We start from the raw sequence: 21,749 nt of genomic DNA, 5'->3' as shown, positions 1-21,749 counted from the left end.
AATTAAAGGTGTCTGTGTTTAAGCCTTTTGTATTTTTGGCAGCGTTTGCTGCTTGTACGTCTGTGTACGCACAACAATCACAAGAAGTGAAAAGCGAACAAACGTCAAAACTCGACAACAGTGAATCAATGGACACTGTTAAACATGGAAACGATCAAACATCTGAGGATGAAAGCGGTATTGAAGTGATTGATATCATAAAACGTGATACGACTACCGAGAGTGCGCTTGATGATCGTTTAGAGGGTGATAAAGAAGCCCTAGACAATGTTTTTGCCATCACTCAGCATAGACAAAACTATTTACTTCCTATCACTTATGTCTCAAACCCAAACACTTTCGGAAATGAAGAATTAACGGAAGAGAATGTTGATAACAAAGAAGCTAAGTTTCAGGTAAGTGCTAAACTACCGCTTTATTTGGAAGATACCGGCTTTGACGGTTTGTATTTTGGTTTTACATTAACATCGTTCTGGCAGTTGTATAATAACGAAGCCTCTAAGCCTTTCCGAGAAACGAATTACGAGCCAGAAGTTTTTTGGCAGGAAACGGCTGATTATTCCATACTGGGCTATAAGTTTAATACCTTTCAAGTAGGTTTTAATCACATGTCTAATGGTCAAAGCGGTCTGCGCTCTCGAAGCTGGAACCGACTTTTTGCGTCCATTGTCTTTAGTGACAACGACGATATTTATTACCTAAAGACCTGGTATCGTATTCCTGAAGATGAAAAAGAAGACCCGCTTGATCCAACCGGTGATGATAATCCTGACATACAAGACTACTACGGCAGAATGGAATTTGGCTACGGTAGAAAAATTGGTGCTTTTAAGGTATTAGCGCTGCTGAGAAATAACCTTGATTTCGACGAAAATCGAGGCAGTATTCAACTTGATTTCACCTACCCTATTTCAGACCGCTACGAAGTGCTTCTGCAATACTTTAACGGCTATGGCGATTCGTTAATTGACTATAACCGCTCGCAAGAGCGTATTGGTATTGGTTTTCAGCTGCACTTTTTGTAATAAATACGTAGACGCAGGATATGCACGCCAGACAGCTTTTGTATAGCGTGCATTTTCCTTTCTGGACTCTACTGTTTTTTTAATCAATTACGCCTGCAGCTCGATATAGCTGAATATGCACATCCACAAGCGCCGCAATATCTCTTTGATAGCCTCCACCGATTACCGCAGCAATCGGAACGCCTAAACGCTCGGCTAACGCAAAAACTTGCGTATCTCTTTCGTACACGCCTTGCGTAGAAATATGCAAATGACCAAGGTCGTCGTTTACATGCACATCAACGCCTGCGTCATAGATGATGGCATCGGGCTGAAATTGTCTCATTACCATCGTTAGCGCTTGTTCTAGCGTAGTTAGATACTCATCGTCTTCGGTGCCCTTATCGAGTCCTATATCAATATCGGAACGCTGCTTTCTGTGAGGGAAGTTTTTTTCACCATGGATTGATAAAGTGAAGATATCACGATCGTTTTCGGCAAGTTTGGCTGTACCATCGCCTTGATGCACATCTAAATCAACAATAAGCACATTTTCAACGTAAGGGGTTTGCTGCATGGTTTTCGCTGCCAAATACAAGTCGTTAAACAAACAAAACCCCGAGCCAAAATCAGCAAAAGCGTGATGATACCCGCCCGTTAAATTCAATGCTTTTCCATGCTCTAGAGCGAGCTTGGCTGTTAAACAGGTTCCTGCAACGGCTGTACGAGTACGCTCAATCAACTGCTGCGACCAGGGAAAGCCTATGCGGCGCATGGCTTTCTTATCTAATGCGCCAGTAATTAGTGCATCAACATAGTTCGCATCGTAATAGGCAGTGAGAAAAGAAAGATCAACCGGTGATGGAGTAACAAAACGCGATGCTTCCACACCGCGATTTATCAATTCATCACGAATACCCACATACTTCTCTATGGGAAATCGGTGTCGTTCGGGAAGGTCTAACTGACTGTATATGGGATGAAAAACGAGTGGCGTGGTCATTATTTTTAGTGCTACTTATTTATTATATTAGTCATGGAACGAGAAATAAGCAGCATGGCTTTAGAGCTATCTTACCTCTTACTCCACGGCATTTTCGTTCCACATTCATCACTAATACTGACAAAGCACACTTAGCGGGTCAAACTCTTCACCACCTTTTCAACGTTTTCTGACATACTTTTCATAGAGCGTGACATATCATCACGCTGAGCAAGCTGATGGTATTTTTCAGATGATGTCACCACGTTACTTATGATTGTTTCTACTTGCTGAAGTACAGCCTCTTGCTCATCTGCGGCTTCGTTAAGCGCCACCACTACACTGGCCGTTTCTTGAATGTCCCTAACTACGTTATTTAGTGTTTCGAGCGCTGTTGCGGCTTCAGCCGCATTAGTATCGGATAACTGCTTGCCAGAAGACATAGCCGCAACGGCTCCTTTCGCTTCCGCTTCAAAGCTGCTTAAGATGTCGTTAATCTCTTTTGTAGACTGTTGTGTTTTAGCCGCAAGTGCTCGAACTTCGTCGGCTACTACCGCAAAACCACGGCCATGCTCGCCTGCCCTAGCGGCCTCAATTGCTGCATTTAAAGCTAGTAGGTTTGTTTGGTCTGCTATTTCATTGATTACATTTACTACTTTTAGAATATTGGTACTGCGGCTTTGCAGTTCTGACACAATATTACTAGATTCGGTTACCGTTTTAGCTAGCTGCTTAAAGCCAGCATTCGCGCTTTCAAACGTGGCATAACAACTCGCCACATTCTTTTCAGAATTATTGGTAGCGACAGCAACTTGGTCAGTAATAGCCACTAAATTCTGTACAATCTCTTTCAGTTTATCTGTGCTGCTATCAAGTGAGCGCGACGCATCACGCTGTCCATTGGCGCCCTCCATAATGGATTGGCTGACGTTACCAAGGGTGCCGAAAGCCTTTTCCATTTCTCGTTCCGCCTGTTGAAGCTGCGCAACCGAATCTTTCAGCTTGTATTGCAACGCGCGAGCGGAATCAGCCAACATACCCAGTTCATGATCACTTGAATATGTTAGGTCATAGTCATAGCGGCTATTGGCTAAGTTGGATATGCACGCAGCAACCTGTTTTGTTGGTTTAATAACTTGAGAGCGCAAGCGAGCAATAACATACACCACTGAAAGTACAGACAATGTAATAGCCGCCAGCAGAATAATCCAAAGCATAGTTCGCGTATTTGCTTTAAGCTCAGCTATTGCATTCGCTGAGTCTGCTGCAATTTCGGTCGCAATACTTGTGAGGAGTTTTGCAGGTTCTCTATCAATACCTCGAACGAAGCTATCACCAACCTTGGGATCAAAACCTGAATTGATGAATGCGTCGTATCCTTCGCGATATTTTTTCGCCATTATAGCATGGGCTTTTTGAAACTCCCTGATATCAGACTTCACGCTTTCACTTATCACATTACTCGATAGCATCAGGTCAAATTGACGAGTAATATCAGCCTCTCGTTGTTTGAATCGCCCCCAGTATTTTTCTCTGTCTTCTTCTTTGTGGCCACGCAGCAGTACATTTTTCCACTCTTGGACTTGGGTTTTGAATGTACTTAGCGTGGTATTGACATCGCGTTCTGATTGAACAAGGGTATTTTCTAACTCATCAAAAGCATTGAGCAACGAGAAAGACTTTAGAATTGAGGCGCCGTTTAGTAGTACAAGAATTAATAAACTGGCGAGAACAGGCGTCATCACCAAACGGCTGATGCTTGTGTAATTTAACACGTCTTAACCTTTAGTATAAGTTTGAAGAAGGACGTCGCCATTAAATGATATTTTTATGACGGTAAGGTTACAAATTTGGTATGAATCAACATACTAATATATGCGAAAATATACACTTTCATAGCTACAGACTTATTAACTTACTCTTTTTTAAGTAGATACAAAAAAAGAGCCCGAAGGCTCTTTTTAGTATATTTACCCGTTTATTCCCACTCAATCGTAGCAGGCGGCTTACCAGAAATATCGTAAACCACACGACTAATGCCGTCGATTTCATTGATAATGCGATTCGACACTTTACCTAGGAAGTCGTAGGGTAAATGTGCCCAGTGAGCCGTCATAAAGTCGATAGTCTCAACTGCACGAAGGCTTACTACCCAGTCGTATTTACGCGCATCACCCATTACGCCTACCGAGCGCACTGGAAGGAATACGGTAAACGCTTGGCTTACTTTTTGGTATAGGTCAGCTGCATATAGCTCTTCAATGAAGATAGCGTCTGCACGACGCAGCAAGTCACAATATTCTTTCTTAATTTCACCAAGTACACGAACACCTAGGCCCGGACCAGGGAATGGATGGCGGTACAGCATGTCGTACGGTAAACCTAGCTCTAGGCCGATTTTGCGTACTTCGTCTTTAAAGAGTTCACGCAGTGGCTCAACAAGACCTAGCTCCATATCTTCCGGAAGGCCGCCAACGTTATGGTGCGATTTGATTACGTGCGCCTTACCGGTTGCTGAACCCGCTGATTCAATAACATCTGGGTAGATAGTACCCTGTGCTAACCACTTTGCGTTTTCACGCTTACCCGCTTCTTCGTCAAATACACGAACGAACTCATTACCAATAGCTTTACGTTTAAGCTCTGGGTCTTCAATGCCTTTTAAGCGATCAAGGAAACGCTCTTCAGCGTCTACCCGGATGATGTTTAGGCCAAAATGGTCACCAAACATTTCCATAACCTGATCAGCTTCATTTAAACGAAGCAGGCCATTGTCTACAAATACACAGGTAAGTTTGTCACCTATCGCGCGGTGAAGCAGCATTGCTGTTACTGAAGAGTCTACGCCGCCTGAAAGTCCAAGGATGACTTCTTCATCACCCACTTTTTCTTTTATACGCTCAATGGCATCGTCAATAATGGCGCCTGCTGTCCACAGTTTTTCACACTTACAGATATCCATAACAAAGTGAGTTAATAGACGCATGCCTTGGCGAGTGTGAGTCACTTCAGGGTGGAACTGCACGCCATAGAATTGCTTCTCTGCGTTATACATTGCAGCATGTGGGCATGAAGCAGTTTGCGCGATGGTTTCAAAACCTTCAGGAATTGCCGCCACTTTATCGCCGTGGCTCATCCATACGTCAAGCAGCGCCGCGCCGTTATCACCTATGGCATCTTCAATTTTATCTAGCAGCGGGCTTGGCTTTATCACTTCTACTTGCGCATAACCAAATTCACGCTTGTCAGAACCCAGTACGCCACCACCTAGCTGTTGTGCCATGGTTTGCATGCCATAACACACGCCTAGCACTGGCACGCCGGCTTCAAATACGTACTCTGGCGCACGTGGTGAGCCTTCTTCAGTTACTGACTCTGGGCCGCCCGACAGAATAATCCCTTGTGGATTAAATTCGCGGATTTGCTCTTCAGTTACATCCCAAGCCCAAAGCTCACAGTAAACGCCAATTTCGCGAACACGACGTGCTATCAACTGCGTGTATTGCGAGCCAAAATCCAAAATAAGTATGCGTTGGTCGTGGATATTTGTGGTCATGTTTTATTTTTACCCGTTAAATAAAAGAACAAAGGCTGGTGTAGTACCAGCCTCGCAGTCGTGGGTCGCCTTAACCTAAACGGTAGTTTGGCGCTTCTTTGGTAATGCTTACATCGTGTACGTGACTCTCGCCCATTCCGGCTGAAGTTACGCGCACAAATTGAGCCTTGGTATTGAGCTCTTCAATGGTGGCGCAGCCCGTTAAGCCCATGGCTGAGCGCAAGCCGCCCATTTGCTGATGGATAATATTAGCAATTGGACCTTTGTACGCTACGCGACCTTCAATACCTTCCGGTACAAGTTTCTCAGCATTATCAGAATCTTGGAAGTAACGGTCTGATGAACCGTGGCTTTGATCCATAGCGCCTAGCGAGCCCATGCCGCGATAAGACTTGTAGTAACGACCTTGGAAAAGTTCAACTTCCCCTGGCGCTTCTTCGGTACCCGCTAGCATGCTGCCAACCATTACGCAGCTTGCGCCAGCAGCCAATGCCTTAGCGATGTCGCCAGAAAAACGAATACCGCCGTCAGCAATAACTGGGATATCTGTATCTTTTAATGCTTCTACTGCATCAGATACCGCAGTAATTTGCGGCACACCGCAACCGGTCACAATACGGGTAGTACAAATTGAACCTGGGCCAATACCTACTTTAACTGCATCGACGCCTGCATCAACAAGTGCTTTCGCGCCGTCGCCCGTTGCAACGTTACCCGCAATAATTTGTACATCAGGGTAGTCGGCACGTACTTTCTTAACGCGGTCAATAACGCCTTGTGAGTGACCGTGAGAGGTATCGATAAGCAGAACATCAACGCCTGCATCTACAAGTAGTGCAATACGTTCGTCAGTACCAGGACCAACACTTACCGCAGCGCCTACACGAAGGCGGCCAAGCGAATCTTTACACGCATTTGGCTTGTTTTCTGCTTTTTGGAAGTCTTTAACGGTGATAAGGCCTGTAAGCTTAAACGCGTCGTCAACCACAAGAATTTTTTCAATGCGGTGTTCGTGCATTAAATCTAGCACTACGTCAGAGCTTGCACCTTCTTTAACGGTAACCAGATCATCCTTTTTGGTCATCACGTTGCTAATAGGAAGGTTTAAGCGCTTTTCAAAGCGAAGGTCACGGCCTGTCACAATACCAATTAGGTTATTGTCTTTGTCAGTTACCGGGAAACCAGAGTAGCCTAGACGCTTAGAAAGCGCGATAACTTCACCAATGGTCGCGTTCTCTTCTACCGTTACCGGGTCAGATACCACACCACTTTCGTATTTCTTAACTTCACGTACGTGTTTGGCTTGCTCTTCGGGCTTCATATTTTTATGAATGAAACCAATACCACCCTCTTGGGCTAGCGCAATGGCTAGACGGGCTTCAGAAACCGTGTCCATGGCAGCAGACACCATTGGAATATTTAACGTTACTCCACGCGTAAGGCGTGTTTGTAGGTTGGCTGTGTGAGGGAGGACGGTCGAGTGGCCGGGAACCAGCAACACATCGTCGAACGTCAGGGCTTCTTGGATGATACGTAGCATGCAACAACACCTATTCAGTTGAGGGTTAATTGCGGCGCAATTGTAGTGTTTTTTAGTTTTCAGGTAAACTCTAAATGTATTAAACCCAGTGATTTTTTTTATGTTTACAAATTCGCCATCTACGTCTCGACAAATTTTAACAGTCACCAAGCTGAATCGCTTAGCCAGAACCGTATTGGAGGGCGAAATTGGCCTTATTTGGCTATCTGCCGAAATATCCAACTTTGTGGCAGCAGCATCAGGGCATTGGTACTTCACGCTGAAAGACAACAAAGCCCAAGTCCGCGCGGCCATGTTCAAAGGTTCAAACCGAAACGTTCGCATTCGCCCGAAAGAAGGCGATAAAATTTTAGTGCGGGCGTCGGTAGGGCTTTACGAAGCACGCGGCGACTATCAACTCGTCGTTGAGCATATGGAAAGCGATGGTGAAGGTGCACTTAAGCAAGCGTTTGAAGCGCTGAAGTTCAAACTTCATAATGAAGGCTTGTTCGACGCCACTAACAAACGTCCGCTGCCCGAACGTATTAATCGCATTGGCGTAATAACCTCATCAAGCGGTGCAGCACTTCACGATGTATTGAGTGTATTAAAACGCAGGAGTCCGCAAACTGAAGTCATCGTTTATCCGTCAATGGTTCAAGGCGAGACTGCTCCTCAACAATTAATCAATGCATTGAGTACGGCTAACAGACGCGCTGAAGTCGATGTGCTATTACTTACGCGCGGCGGAGGTTCGTTGGAAAACTTGTGGTGTTTTAATGATGAGAACTTGGCGAGAGAAATCGCTGCAAGTGACCTGCCCATCGTTAGCGCCGTGGGTCATGAAGTAGATTTCACAATAAGCGACTTCGTCGCTGATGTTCGCGCCCCTACCCCATCTGCAGCCGCAGAAATCTTAAGTCAGGACTCTACAGCTCTGCATCAAACCTTACATCAGCAAAAACAACGGTTAGCAAGGGCAATACATCAATACCTTCAAGCTAGTAAACAGCAGCTTGTCTTAAAGAAACAACGGCTAAATGCATTGCATCCACAAAGTCGCATTCAGTCACAGTGGCAAACGTTAGACAGACTACAACTTCGCTTGACCCATAAAATGACAAGCGATTTAGCAAAAGCAGAGAAGCAATGGCATGCACTTGATTACAGGCTAAGCAAACAATCACCGTCAGCAAAGGTGACTCGAGCAAAAGACAAGCTGAATTATGCGAGCACCAAACTTTTATCGAGTATGAATTCTCTGATTAAAAGTAAAAAAAGTGAACTTGGCGGTAGGGTCAGCCTCTTACAATCTGTAAGCCCTCTTTCGACACTAGCCCGTGGCTACAGCATCACATTTACCGACCAAACAGCCATTAACAGCGTGGACAAAGTAAATGTAGGCGATGAAATAAAATCTCGGGTGACTGACGGCGAAATAACCAGTACAGTGACAAACATTCAGCGCCAATAGGTAGCCTATTAGTATTATGCCCGTTCAAGTAACTTCATTTTGCTTTTCCAGTTTTCACAAGCGGGCTACTGCATTTTTTTATAATCTATTTGGCGAATTGGCAGCGCCTGCGCTTTCACTCTTTTTTATCTGTATCAGCCTTGGTGGTTTTTCTAACTTAGCTTTAGGCTCTACGGTTAATCAAGGTGTATCCGTTTTCTCAACTTATCCGAGCGATAGTTTATTAGAAGCTTGTACTGCGCAACAAAAGTCAACTGAGATAATGCCAGCTCATGAAGCATTCGTTGATTTATGCTCCGAGGATGCCATTTCTCCAGACAGTTTCATTAAAGAACTTAGCGAGTCAGGTGAATTCAACAATCTGCTGCCGTATGGTGAAGGCAATGATTACGAGCTGCTTATTGCTAATGTAGGCGCTGCGCCAGGTAAACGACAGCATCATACAAAGCAGTTTGCTGAATTTACGCTGCAATGGCGAGGCATTGAAATCGATTCTTCAGCGTATGACGTCGGCGCAGAAATCGGCGATAGCAGTAGCAAAGAAAACGAAGCGCAGCTACTGGTCTCTCGTTGGCTTGAGCACGTTAGAAAAGCAGAAATATTTACTAGTCAGTTCTTATTTGATGCTCTTGAAGCAAGCAATTATGACCTTGCTCTACAGGTTCCGGACACTGTGGGTGGCTTTACTAAATTGGACACCCAGCTTTTTTCAGACCCTTTTAGCGGTGCGATTACTCGCTATACACATCCTGACTTTGAAGACGCCCTTGTCGATGTTGTTGTTTATCCATTTTTAGCTCAGCTTTCTTCACAGGAAAGTGAAATTTTGCCCATGCAGCTAGAAACCGACTTGCAAAAGGCTTCAGCTACTGCAGAGCTGCAGCGTTTAACCTTATCTCAAGTTAGCCCTACATCACCTTACACTGTGAACGATAAAGTATCTGGATGGAGGCTAGGATTAAGCGCAACATCAGAAACATCACCTACAATCTTTGCAACTACGTACGTATTTAGGCAGCAAGATAAGATTATAAAAGTGTCTACCACTTTCCCTCCTGATTTTTCCGACACTATCATCAATCAGTTGATCGTTAAGATTGAAGTGCCACAAGAATCAGAATTGATGAAAAAAGTTCGAGCATTACTTTTAGAGAGTCAGAACTAGGCTTTTTTCACTCTGCGTCGCTTGATCATCGAAAGATTCAATATTGTCCTTTGTTCCATTTCACTGCTGAGTATATAAACTTTTTGCTGCTCCTGAGGTTTGTACCTATCATACCAGTTATACATTTGATTTTTTTGTAGTGGCGAAGCATTTTTAAATAATTTTTCTACTGACAAAGTAACTCCAAAGCGCCGCTTAATGCTGCTAGTAGCTTGCTAAACCAATTTTGTTTGCAAAAAAAGCACCAATGAAAGAATTGGAGTAACGCTTCATTTTTTAACGGGTAGGAGGCGGAAGTGAGCAGTAGTATGTTTCTATATAAATTCTAGGCTGGGTAAATGCTACAACGTGCGTGTAATAATGACTCACCTGTTTTAGTAAAAAATACAGAGAGTTACTGAGATGAAACAGCGGCTTAATGGTGTAGATTACGAAGGGAGATAAGACGCTATTTCAGCTGAGTTGGAAATAGCGTCAACGCCTTTAAGTCTATTTCTTATCTTTGTAATAAGACATCATTCGGCGGCGCTTGCGTTGCTGCGCCAGTGTCAGATTAGCCTTTTTACCTTCAAATGGGTTGTTACCCTCTCTGAACTCTATCTTGATAGGCGTACCCATAATCTCTAGTGCTTTTCTAAAATAATTCATTAAGAAACGCTTATAAGAGCTTGGTAAGTCGTCTACCTGGTTACCGTGAATGACGATAACAGGAGGGTTGTACCCGCCTGCGTGGGCATACTTCATTTTTACTCGTCGACCACGTACCAGCGGGGGTTGATGGTCATCCTGCGCCATTTCCATAATTTGTGTAAGCAGAGCGGTATTAATGCGCTTGGTCGCACTCATATACGCTTCTTGTACAGACTCAAATAGGTTACCCACGCCAGAGCCATGAAGTGCAGATATAAAGTGAATTCTTGCGAAATCTATGAAGCCCAGACGGCGGTCCATCTCACGCTTAATATCATCTTTAATGTCTGTACTCAGCCCGTCCCATTTGTTGACGGCAACGACCAAAGAGCGGCCTGAATTAAGAACAAAGCCAAGCAAGCTTAAGTCTTGATCGGTAATACCTTCTCTAGCATCGATAACAAGCAAAACAACGTTTGCTTCTTCAATAGCCTGTAGAGTTTTTACAATCGAAAACTTCTCTACGGCTTCGCTGATCTTTCTTCGTTTTCTTACACCAGCTGTATCAATGAGAATATATTCACGCTCATCCCTTTCCATAGGAATGTATACGCTATCACGGGTGGTGCCAGGCATATCAAATACGACCACGCGCTCTTCACCTAAAATCCGATTTGTGAGTGTCGACTTACCTACGTTGGGTTTACCTACAATCGCAAGTTTGATAGGCAACTCCTGTAAGCGTTGGCGCTGCGTTTCAGCATCCTCTTCTTCTTCAGGCTCCTCATCGACAATTTCCATGTCAGGAAAATCAGTTTCAAGTGGCTTTAAGGCATCTTGTAGCAACTGACTAACGCCGCGACCATGGGCCGCTGCAATTTGCTTTATTTCACCTAAACCTAACGAGTAGAATTCTGCGCTTTCGCTATCGCCATCAATGCCGTCAACTTTGTTCGCTACTACAAATACTTTTTTATTTATGCGTCTAAGGTGATCAGCTATGCCTTGGTCAGCCGGTAACATACCTGCCCTTGCATCAACCAAAAACAGCACTACATCAGCCTCTTCAATAGCAAGCAAAGACTGCTGCGCCATTTCAGCATCAATGCCCTCTTCATCACCTGTAATACCGCCGGTATCAACAACAATAAACTGGCGCTTTTCAAACTTCGCTTGCCCGTATTTACGGTCGCGAGTTAACCCCGGATAGTCTGCAACGAGTGCGTCGCGGGTATTGGTAAGGCGATTAAACAAGGTTGATTTGCCAACATTAGGGCGGCCAACCAGAGCAACAACGGGTAACATTTATCAGATCCTAAGGGTCATGAAAGCGAAAAAAGCACAAGCCACATACACCAAGCACTACAAATTACGTTAAAGAAACTTATTCTCTAACGATTGGTGGATTTTTATGAGGCTGTTGAGAATGGGCGCATTATACCTTGTTCACTATCTAATACCAATGAGTTCAGTACGACGAAGAAAGTACGCTTTGGTAACGATGTTACATTCATTGATAAGTGAAACAGATTATAAAAAAGGCGTTACAAGCCACACTTGTAACGCCCATAAAATTTTAAATATTGTGTATAACTACTTCGGAGTACGAACCGAAACAACTACCCCATTTCGGGTTACGGCAATAATATTGCCGTCAACATTAAGCGGCTCTGCGAAAATAGCATCGTCTTCGTCATCACCACCAACATCTAATCGGGCAACGACTTGACCAGATTCCTGTTCAATCCAGTGCAAGAAGCCCCAGTTATCGCCAACTACGATGTACTCTCCCACTGGCGTTGCTGCGGTGAGTGAACGCTGTTTAAGTAACCCTTGAGACCACAGCTCTACACCGTTTCGTCTATCAAGGGCATAAACATTAGAGTTATTATCTACAACGAAAATTTTATTTCCGTCAATATTCAGGTTACGAAACGATGCGTATTCACGCTTCCAGATAACACGCCCCGAGCGAAGCTCTACAGCTGCCAAGGTTCCATTGTATGAAACCGTATAAATCGTGCCGCCATATAGCACTGGCGTAGTATCGATATCAACAATTCGTTCAAGCTCGGTTGCACCAGAGGGCGTTGCAATAACTGTTTCCCATGCAAGCACACCAGTTTCAATAAGGTTTACTTGAATCTTACCAGTAGGTGTACCCACGATAGCACCACCGTTCGACGCAATAGGGCCAGAGATACCACGAAGCGTTAGCGGAGGCGTATCACCTTCGTGTCGCCACATTTGTTCACCGGTACGGGTATTAAAACCAAACAAGCTGCCTGCACCTGTGTTAACCACTAAGATACCTTCATCTGCAGCCGGAGCGGCAAGAATTTCCCCAGGCACTGTCGCTTCCCACACAAGTTCGCCAGTTTCTGCGTCCATTGCGGCTATGTAGCCATTTTCAGTACCAATAAATACGTGTCTATCGGCAACAGAGATACCGCCGATACGTGCTGTTTCACCACTACGCCAAAGTTTAGTTACCGAACTTAGCATGCCTTCAGAACGAAATTGTGCGAAATCTTTTTCCCACAATACCTTTCCTGTTTCCGGCTCCATCGCAACAACCACGCCGTGACGATCAGCGGCAAAAAGCTTATTGTAGGCGTACACTGGACGAAGACGAGAGAAGTAATGGTCAACACCATCACCAATATCACGGTCCCATACTAATTCAGGCGTAAACTTAGCTTCAATTGGCTTTAAACGACGAATTTCTAATTCCTCGTCATCAGCAAACCAGTCTGAAATAGTAGAGCAGCCAGACATTGTGATAGACACCGCGAGTGCCATACCTATCGTGCGAGCAAATCGACCTTTACGGCCACACGTGTTGTGAAACAAATTGCGTACCTCTTTATTATTTATACCAGCCCTAAGGCTTTCGCTTACTGCGCAGCAGATACCGATAGGTTATCTAGCTTCATTTGTAAAAGCGGATTATTGGCATTTTTTTCTAACGCATTTGAATAAGCTAAGCGAGCATCGTCAAACTTGCCTTGTTTTTGATACACATCGCCTTTTAATTCAGAAACTTCTGCTGCAAATGCGTCGTTTGTTACATTGCTAAGCGTAGACAACGCCGCGTCCAGCTGGTTCATTTCAATTTGCACGCGAGACAAACGAAGTGAAGCAAGCACTTTCAATTCATCATTTTCGGCAAAGGTTACAACGCTATTTAGGTGAGAAGCTGCGGCATCTAAATCACCGGCATCTACCGCTTGCTTAGCAGCAAGAAGACTCGCAATGCTCGCATAACCGCTGTCTTTGTTCTCTTCAATAAAAGCTTTAACTTTTGCATCGCTGCCATCAGTACCAAATGTTTCAACGGCATTTTGATAGGCAACCGATGCTGCTTCTTTAGTTTCAATTTGCGCTTCTGAATACGCTCTCCAGCCCCATAGGCCACCTAGACCAAGCGCTGCACCCACGATAATTGCAGTACCGTGCTCTTTCCAAAAACGTTTAATCGCTTCTACTTGTTGTTCTTCTGTTGCGAACTGTTCCATGATGTCCTCTTTTTATTTTGCACCCAGCATCTCTGCAACCTTATCAGATAAGGTATCGAAGCTGACTGTCACTTGTTCTTGACCATCGCGTAGTGGTTTAACACCGACTTCGCGAGACTGCATTTCGTCATTACCTAAAAGCAGCGCTAAACGTGCACCTGTTTTATCTGCACGCTTTAGTTGTTTTTTAAAGTTGCCGCCGCCACAGTGCATCATTATGCGTGTATTAGGAAGCGTATTTCGAAGATGTTCTGCTACTTCAACAGCGTAAGACTGTGCCTCTTCGCCCATCGCCGTTACGTAAACGTCTGCGAAACTTGAGTCCTGACCTTCTTCGGTTAACGTGGTTAACAACAGTACCAAACGTTCAATACCCATAGCAAAACCAACCGCAGGCGTTGCTTTACCGCCTAGTTGCTCTACCAAACCATCGTATCGACCACCGGCACACACTGTACCTTGGGCTCCCAGGCTGTCTGTTACCCACTCAAACACTGTACGGTTGTAGTAATCTAATCCGCGCACTAGTTGAGGATTAATTTCAAACTCAATACCTGCTTGCGTTAAGCGCGAACACAAGGTTTCAAAATGTACTTTAGATTCTTCGTCAAGGTGGTCAATTAGCGCTGGCGCGTCGGCTATAGCGGCCTGAACGTCAGGGTTCTTTGAATCAAGTACGCGAAGTGGATTCGTTTCAAGTCGACGCAGTGAATCTTCGTCGAGCTGGTCTGCACGCGCTTTTAGGAATTCAACCAGCGTATCGCGATATGCAGCGCGAGCTTCATTTGAACCTAAGGTATTTATTTGAAGTTTGACGTGTTGCTCAATACCAAAAGCTTTCCAAAAGCGTGCACTAAGAAGGATGACTTCTAAGTCGATGTCAGGGCCGTCCATTCCATAGGTCTCTACACCGAACTGATGGAACTGGCGATAGCGACCTTTCTGTGGGCGTTCATGACGGAACATTGGTCCCATGTACCATAGGCGTTGCTGCTGGTTGTACAATAAACCATGTTCGTTACCCGCGCGCACGCAACTTGCCGTACCTTCTGGACGCAGCGTTAAACTGTCGCCATTTCTATCTTCGAAGGTATACATTTCTTTCTCAACGATATCGGTCACTTCTCCGATAGAACGTTTGAATAAGTCGGTGCTTTCAACGATGGGTGTGCGTATTTCTTGGTAACCATAACTCGCCACAACCTGACGAAGTACAGATTCTACCTTCTGCCATGTACCGGAAATCTCCGGTAGGCAGTCATTCATGCCTCGAATTGCCTGAATAGTCTTAGCCACGTGAAATTCTCATACTGCTAAATAGTGAAAAGCCCCGCATTATAGGGGCTTTGGGAGTAAACAACAATGAACAAAAAATGCCTTAGTCTTTGACTGATACCTGAATTTTATTTTGTTCACTCATACGCGATGCCTTGGCACGAATTTTAGCTTCTAGCTTATCAACCAAATCGTCATTAGGAAGACGCTCTTTAACGCGCTTACCGTCTTCGTATAGGCCACTCATATTACGTGCCCCGGTAAGGCCCAAATCAGACACTTCGGCTTCACCTGGGCCGTTAACCACGCAACCGATGATAGAAACGTCCATTGGCGTAAGAATATCTTCTAATCGCTGCTCAAGAGCATTCACTGTGCCGATTACATCGAACTCTTGTCTTGAACAGCTTGGGCAAGCAATGAAATTGATACCCCGTGAGCGAATACGCAGTGACTTTAATATATCGAAGCCTACTTTAATTTCTTCCACTGGATCGGCCGCTAACGAAACACGAAGTGTATCGCCAATACCTTCAGCTAATAGCATACCAAGCCCCACTGCACTCTTCACGGCGCCGGCACGCTGGCCGCCAGCTTCGGTAATACCGAGGTGAAGCGGCTGGTCTATTTTTTGAGCCAATAAACGATAGGCGCCAACGGCTAAGAAAACATCTGACGCTTTTACGCTGACTTTGAATTGATCAAAGTTGAGCTTGTCGAGGATGTCCACATGACGCATTGCGGATTCAACTAGCGCTTCAGGCGTTGGCTCGCCATACTTTTCTTGTAAATCTTTTTCTAACGAGCCACCGTTTACACCAATTCGGATAGGGATGTTTTTGTCTTTTGCACAATCGACAACCGAACGTACTCGCTCCATGTTACCGATATTTCCCGGATTGATGCGCAGGCAGTCCACACCGTATTCCGCTACTTTAAGCGCAATGCGATAGTCGAAGTGAATGTCAGCCACAAGTGGCACAGCCACCTGCTTTTTAATTTCTTTAAATGCTTCCGCTGCTTCCATAGTAGGAACAGATACGCGAACGATCTCGCCACCCACAGCAACAATACGGTTTATTTGATCGACAGTCGCCGCTACGTCTGTAGTGCGAGTATTGGTCATTGATTGAACGGCAATGGGAGCACCATCACCAATGGGAACATTACCTACATTAATACGCGTTGACTTTCTGCGCTTAATAGGGCTTTCTGCAAACATCTAATTACCTATAAAGGAAGTACAAAGCGAGCTGTTTTACCATTTTGATATGAAGAAATATCTACAGCGTCGCCGTTAACTGATATGCGCACATTATCCGGTGCACCGAGCGTAACTTCAACAGGCGGAACGCCTTGAATTTCCATCACACGGCCTTTTTGCTTCACACCGTAGGCTATCGCTTCACCAGACGCGTCTTTTATATTAACCCAACAGTCATCGTCGAAAGTGAATACCATAGCAATTGGCGCGGCATCTGCCTGACTAGTTACATTAAGGCTGGATGATAATTCGTTACTATTGGTATCATTAACAAGAGCAGTAAGGTTGTTACTATCATCGACCTCTGTATCTGGTGCTGAAATTGCGCCGTCATTCAAGCTCCCGTCTTGGGTAAAGCCGTTGTCTTGTTCGCTGAATGCGCCGCTGGTCGCTGAGTCTGTGCTTGCGCTAGTATCTAGCGGGTCGCTTTCGGCTGAGTCGTTTGCAGATGATAATAAATCATTGGTGTCACTGCTTGTGCCAGTATTCGAAGAGGGAACAGGTGTATTAGCAGCTTCTCGCTTGACGGCTTCATTTAACGGCAGGTCAGAAACCGCATCGTCACTTGGCTGTTGATACCACCACACTACTACGCCAGCAATAATAAGAAATAAGATTACGTATGTAACCATCATCCAACGATCATCGTGTGTCTGTTTTGCGACACGCTTTGAAAAACTTTGTAGCTTCTCAGATGAAGGCACGGATGTTTGATTATGAAAGCGTTCAAACGCTTCAATAACCTCATGAGAATTCATACCCAATTGTTTAGCATAATTTCTCACGTATCCTTTCGTAAAAGTCACCGAAGACTTTTCATCAATGACATCACTCTCTAAATCATTGATTTGTTTAGCTTTCAAAAATAATTTATCAGCAATATCTTGTTGAGACAAACCTAGCGTTTCACGGCGCGCTTTAAGCATTGCCCCTGGACTTGGCGTGTTTTCTTGTTGTTGCGAAGTAACTTCTTGATTCGCTTTTTCTTCTGACACCATTAAACCTTATTCCTCCTGCATACTAGGTGGTACTAACCAAAGCGTCTGACCAGCAATAATAGCGCCAGTATTTTCTAGGTTATTCCACTCTTGCAGTGTCGCCATTTTGATATTGTGCAATAAAGAAATACGATATAAGTTTTCACCTTCTTTTACTACATGGAATTTATCACTTTGCGCAGATAATTCAGCATTTTGCTTTTTATCATCGGCTACAACATTAGCGGACAGTGTTTGTCCGTCGCTAGAACCTTCGTTCTGTTGTTCTATAGTGTCTTCACTAGAAGTCGTTGGCTCAGCTACTTCCATCTTCGCTTCTTGTTGAGCAGTCGCCGGTTCGCTGCGGTCGCTAGTGGCTTGTTTAGGCGTTTGATCAGAAGAAGACTTAACCGTTTTAACCATTTTGCTTTGCAGATTATCGCGCTGAGCTAAATAGCGTTTCGTTAATTCACTCTCGGGAAACAGAGATACCAACATTTCGCCATATCCCGTCGCCGTTTCCACATCACCTTTGCCTTTAGCTATTTCATAGGCCAACCATAAGGAATCAGGCGTTACTTTGGAGACCCGCTCATATTTACGAAGCGTAGATTCAGCTAGCTCCCACTGTTCTGAAACAGTATAAAGTTCGCTTAGCAAAAATAAGCTTTTGCCACGGGCTGGTTGATGCTTTAGCGCATCCTGAAAATAGCTGATTGCTTCATCAAGCTTACCTTGGCTTTGCGCACACAACGCTAGGTTTTCATACGTTTGCGCTGCGTTTGCATAGAGGCGATTATTTATGGCATTAAAGAAATACGCTTTGGCTTTTTCATATTCGCCGTTTTGGCATTTAAACGCACCGTAACTATTAGCAATATCACCATCGTTCGGCGCTAGGTCTATAGCAGTTTCGTAGTACTCTTCCGCTCTAAGATTATCGCCTACCAATTGATAGTAATACGCCATCGCGTATTGCACATCAGCGGAACGTGGGTTGAATGCGAGCGCCTTGTCGAGGTTCTTCTTAGCTTGGGTATAGTTGTTGTTTTGCAGGTAGGTAAGACCGAGAGACATGCGTGTTTTGGCGGCTTCTTCATGATCGAAATTACCGCCATACAGTCCTGACTGGCTGTTGCTGACACAGCCAGACGTTAAAATAATTATGCTTAATACGCTAATTTTAAGTGAAGTTCGCAATCCCGCAACCATAGTCTTACCCTAATATCTTGATGATTATTGGGCCATTTTTACTGAAATTGCTTCGCCCTTCACCTGTTTTTTTAACATTCTTTTCGTTCTATCTACCACATCACCCACTAATTGACCGCATGCTGCATCAATATCATCCCCGCGAGTTTTACGCACAACGGTTGTAAACCCGTATTCCATAAGCACTTTTGCGAATCTATCAATACGCGAATTGCTTGAACATGTATAAGGCGAACCCGGGTATGGATTAAATGGTATTAAGTTTATTTTACTAGGTGTGTCTTTCAATACCTTTGCCAACTGGTGCGCTTGTTCAGTGCTGTCATTGATGTTTGAAAGCATAACGTATTCTACCGTCACACGGCCTTGGTTCGCTTTAGATTTGGCCAGATAACGACGTACGCCTGCTAAGAAGGCTTCAATATTGTACTTCTTATTGATAGGCACGATCTCATTGCGCAACTCATCGGTGGGTGCATGTAGAGAAATAGCTAACGCTACGTCAATTTGGTCACCCAACATATCTAGCGCTGGAACCACGCCCGATGTACTTAGCGTAACGCGGCGTTTAGACAGACCGAAACCGAAATCGTCGAGCATAATATCCATGGCTGGTACAACGTTTTTAAGGTTAAGCAGTGGCTCACCCATACCCATCATTACTACGTTGGTGATAGGACGTTTGCTAGAGTCTTTTGAAAGACCAAGGAAAGTAGCTACACGCCATACCTGACCAATAATTTCACTCACACTTAGGTTACGATTAAAACCCTGTTGCGCTGTTGAGCAGAAAGTACACTCTAAGGCGCAACCTACCTGTGATGACACGCAAAGCGTTGCACGGTCAGTTTCTGGGATCCAGACAGATTCAACTTCCTGACCACCTTCAAGGGTTAGTGCAAACTTAATAGTGCCGTCGCTCGCTTCTTGAAAGTATGCAATTTCAGGCGCTTTAATTTCGCAATTTTCAATGAGCATCGCGCGAAGGTTTTTATTGAGGTTACTCATTTCCTCGAAATCGCTGATACCGTGTTGGTAAATCCACTTCATTACCTGATCGGCACGAAACGGTTTCTCGCCCATTTCTTTGAAGAAATTGCGCAAGCCTTCGCGATTTAAGTTTAATAAGTTAGTTTTTGCCATGAATAAGATGACCCTTTTACCTTCGAGGGATGCCCCCTCTTACTGCTGAAAATGGTGTAAAAACCAGCGATTCGACTATGTCCTGAGGGACATTTAAGAAAAAGAAAAGCGCTGATTAAAATTTGCGCGGATTTTACCACAGATGAGATTTGAGAAAAAGCCGATTTAACACAGAGAAACGTTAAGTTTGGCGATGCGCGAGAAGCGTGGTTTAGCTCGCCTAAATGAGCGCCGAGCAAAGCAGCATAAAGCGTGCTCAGACACTAAGAAGGGCTTAGAAACAAAAACGGGGCCCTAGGGCCCCGTTTACCTACCTTCGTAATCTTAGCGAGTACGTGGGCAGATTTCTTCTTCAGAGAAGAAGTAAGCAATTTCACGTGCTGCTGACTCAGGAGCGTCTGAACCGTGAACTGCGTTTTCGTCGATTGACGCAGCGTAATCTGAGCGAAGTGTACCTGCAGCTGCATCAGCTGGGTTAGTTGCGCCCATGATTTCACGGTTAGCTAGAACTGCGTTTTCGCCTTCTAGAACTTGAACCATAACAGGACCAGACGTCATGAAGTCTACAAGTGCGCCGAAGAAAGGACGCTCTTTGTGTTCTGCATAGAAGCCTTCTGCTTGCTCTTTGCTCATGTGGATCATCTTAGATGCCACGATGCGAAGACCTGCAGATTCGAAACGGTTGTAAATTGCACCGATTACGTTTTTAGCTACCGCATCAGGCTTGATAATCGAAAAAGTACGCTCAAGAGCCATGTTTTCTCTCCAAACAAATAGTATGTATCTTAAAAATTTTGGTCGCGAATTATAGGCAATAAATACTTGCTTGACCAGAGTCTTTATAAAATCTGGCTTATTCTATTCAAATATTAAGCATAGACTGTTAAACGTGACATCAGGATGACAATACTTTTAATAATTATTCTGAGCATCGTAAGAAGGGACGGCGTAGACACAAAACAAAGCACGCTCTCTTGCGGAGCGTGCTTAATATTTTAGAACATCCAGGTTGTTGGGTCAGGGTGAGGCTGATTCGCATCTAAAGATTTCATACCTTTAATACAGCGAATTACTAACCAAACTACCCAAAATAGAATAATAAACCAACCAATAACAACTAGCGACAAGAGGGATCCTATAAACAAGTAAAGGAAACCAATCCAAAATGTTCTGATTTGAAACTGATAATGACTTGCTAGCCAGTCTGGTGAATCTGACTTATTGACGTACGCCATAATAACGCCGATTAGACCAGTAATGCCGAAGAATATCCCTATTATGTACAAGATATATACGACTTTTGCCGTAGAGTTAGATACAGGCGCTGCAGAAGTTTGCGCTTCGTTCATCTTATTTCCTTAACGAATGTATTATTTTATTATGAACTTCGGTCTTAAGAAGGGAGTGATTAGTGAAGTGTAGCTTCTGCTAGTCTGTTCCTTCAGACCTTGTTTTATGGTGTGAGTTGACAATATCACCTGCAACTCACACTCAAATATTGCGGTTAATTCATAATAAAATCAATCTATAAAACACCACTAAGGGCAAAAATAGACTAATTCGCACACAAACAAGATTCTTATTGGTTGGCTCTTGCTAATTCTTGAATTTTACCCACAATGGCGCGTAAGCCATTACCGCGGGTTGGCGTTATATGACGCTCTAGGTCTAGTGCTTCAAAATAGCCGTCGATATCAAACGCCAAAATATCTTTTGGTGCTTTGTCATTATAAGCGGCAAGAACTAAGGCAAGTAAGCCTTGAACGATTACTGCGTCGCTGTCCACGTCAAAGTTGATTTTATTGCCGTCGTAAGACTCCACCAGCCAAACGCTGCTTTGACAACCTTTAACCAAACGCTCTGGGGTTTTAGCATCTTCAGGCAAGCCCGGAATAGATTTCCCTAAATCAATGATGTACTGATAACGCTGTTCCCAATCGTCGAAGAACGCTAAATCATCAATAATTTCGTCACTGCTAGGTAGTTGCATTGCTATTTCCGCTTAATTTGTTTGAAAAGTTGTGTGATTA

Annotated in this window: 18 protein-coding genes; 3 read left to right on the top strand and 15 right to left on the bottom strand. The window is 44.3% G+C overall.

From position 1 onward, the window contains the following. Positions 1-8: 8 nt before the first annotated feature. Positions 9-1,025: a phospholipase A gene (locus E5672_RS11140; protein ID WP_136782255.1), complete on the top strand. Its 1,017-nt coding sequence runs from the start codon at positions 9-11 to the stop codon at positions 1,023-1,025. Positions 1,026-1,104: 79 nt separating this feature from the next. Here E5672_RS11140 and E5672_RS11135 read toward each other — a convergent pair whose 3' ends face one another. The 4 genes from E5672_RS11135 to guaB all read right to left on the bottom strand — a co-directional run bounded on the left by E5672_RS11135 (position 1,105) and on the right by guaB (position 7,082). Beyond that, positions 1,105-2,007 (bottom strand): histone deacetylase family protein, encoded by a 903-nt coding sequence (locus tag E5672_RS11135; RefSeq protein WP_136782254.1) that lies wholly within the window; start codon positions 2,005-2,007, stop codon positions 1,105-1,107. A gap of 131 nt (positions 2,008-2,138) precedes the next feature. Continuing rightward, positions 2,139-3,761, bottom strand: a complete 1,623-nt coding sequence (locus tag E5672_RS11130) for a methyl-accepting chemotaxis protein (RefSeq protein ID WP_136782253.1) — start codon at positions 3,759-3,761, stop codon at positions 2,139-2,141. Between the two features lie 203 nt (positions 3,762-3,964). Continuing rightward, positions 3,965-5,542: a glutamine-hydrolyzing GMP synthase gene (gene guaA / locus E5672_RS11125; RefSeq protein ID WP_014950157.1), complete on the bottom strand. Its 1,578-nt coding sequence runs from the start codon at positions 5,540-5,542 to the stop codon at positions 3,965-3,967. Positions 5,543-5,612: 70 nt separating this feature from the next. Beyond that, complete coding sequence (gene guaB / locus E5672_RS11120; protein ID WP_136782252.1) at positions 5,613-7,082, bottom strand: IMP dehydrogenase; 1,470 nt, start codon at positions 7,080-7,082, stop codon at positions 5,613-5,615. A 100-nt stretch (positions 7,083-7,182) separates the two neighbouring features. On the opposite strand from guaB, the gene xseA reads away from it, so the two are divergent. Beyond that, entirely contained in the window at positions 7,183-8,535 is a 1,353-nt protein-coding gene (gene xseA / locus E5672_RS11115) for an exodeoxyribonuclease VII large subunit (protein ID WP_136782251.1), read from the top strand. A 16-nt stretch (positions 8,536-8,551) separates the two neighbouring features. Then, positions 8,552-9,700 (top strand): hypothetical protein, encoded by a 1,149-nt coding sequence (locus E5672_RS11110; RefSeq protein ID WP_136782250.1) that lies wholly within the window; start codon positions 8,552-8,554, stop codon positions 9,698-9,700. A gap of 489 nt (positions 9,701-10,189) precedes the next feature. Here E5672_RS11110 and der read toward each other — a convergent pair whose 3' ends face one another. The 11 genes from der to E5672_RS11050 all read right to left on the bottom strand — a co-directional run bounded on the left by der (position 10,190) and on the right by E5672_RS11050 (position 21,709). Continuing rightward, positions 10,190-11,635: a ribosome biogenesis GTPase Der gene (gene der / locus E5672_RS11100; protein WP_136782248.1), complete on the bottom strand. Its 1,446-nt coding sequence runs from the start codon at positions 11,633-11,635 to the stop codon at positions 10,190-10,192. Between the two features lie 288 nt (positions 11,636-11,923). Next, complete coding sequence (gene bamB / locus E5672_RS11095; RefSeq protein WP_136782247.1) at positions 11,924-13,183, bottom strand: outer membrane protein assembly factor BamB; 1,260 nt, start codon at positions 13,181-13,183, stop codon at positions 11,924-11,926. 44 nt (positions 13,184-13,227) lie between these two features. After that, the gene (locus E5672_RS11090; RefSeq protein ID WP_136782246.1) at positions 13,228-13,848 is read right to left on the bottom strand and encodes a YfgM family protein; all 621 of its coding nucleotides are present in this window, start codon (positions 13,846-13,848) and stop codon (positions 13,228-13,230) included. Positions 13,849-13,860: 12 nt separating this feature from the next. Next, positions 13,861-15,144, bottom strand: coding sequence for a histidine--tRNA ligase (gene hisS / locus E5672_RS11085; RefSeq protein WP_136782245.1), 1,284 nt, complete (start codon positions 15,142-15,144; stop codon positions 13,861-13,863). Between the two features lie 82 nt (positions 15,145-15,226). Then, a complete protein-coding gene (ispG, locus tag E5672_RS11080; RefSeq protein WP_136782244.1) occupies positions 15,227-16,345 on the bottom strand; it encodes a flavodoxin-dependent (E)-4-hydroxy-3-methylbut-2-enyl-diphosphate synthase in 1,119 nt (372 codons plus the stop codon). 8 nt (positions 16,346-16,353) lie between these two features. Then, on the bottom strand, positions 16,354-17,385 hold the full coding sequence (locus E5672_RS11075) for a RodZ domain-containing protein (RefSeq protein WP_136782243.1): 1,032 nt from the start codon (positions 17,383-17,385) through the stop codon (positions 16,354-16,356). 6 nt (positions 17,386-17,391) lie between these two features. After that, positions 17,392-18,576: a type IV pilus biogenesis/stability protein PilW gene (gene pilW / locus E5672_RS11070; protein WP_136782242.1), complete on the bottom strand. Its 1,185-nt coding sequence runs from the start codon at positions 18,574-18,576 to the stop codon at positions 17,392-17,394. Between the two features lie 24 nt (positions 18,577-18,600). Further along, entirely contained in the window at positions 18,601-19,719 is a 1,119-nt protein-coding gene (gene rlmN, locus E5672_RS11065) for a dual-specificity RNA methyltransferase RlmN (protein ID WP_014977032.1), read from the bottom strand. Positions 19,720-20,043: 324 nt separating this feature from the next. Next, complete coding sequence (gene ndk / locus E5672_RS11060; RefSeq protein ID WP_012519000.1) at positions 20,044-20,475, bottom strand: nucleoside-diphosphate kinase; 432 nt, start codon at positions 20,473-20,475, stop codon at positions 20,044-20,046. A gap of 239 nt (positions 20,476-20,714) precedes the next feature. Continuing rightward, complete coding sequence (locus tag E5672_RS11055) at positions 20,715-21,068, bottom strand: DUF4870 family protein (protein WP_136782241.1); 354 nt, start codon at positions 21,066-21,068, stop codon at positions 20,715-20,717. A 230-nt stretch (positions 21,069-21,298) separates the two neighbouring features. Next, positions 21,299-21,709: a SufE family protein gene (locus tag E5672_RS11050; protein ID WP_136782240.1), complete on the bottom strand. Its 411-nt coding sequence runs from the start codon at positions 21,707-21,709 to the stop codon at positions 21,299-21,301. Between the last annotated feature and the right edge of the window lie 40 nt (positions 21,710-21,749).

This window comes from Alteromonas portus (assembly GCF_005117025.1).
Classification (GTDB): Bacteria; Pseudomonadota; Gammaproteobacteria; order Enterobacterales; family Alteromonadaceae; genus Alteromonas; species Alteromonas portus.
This window is presented reverse-complemented; position numbering and strand designations above follow the sequence as displayed.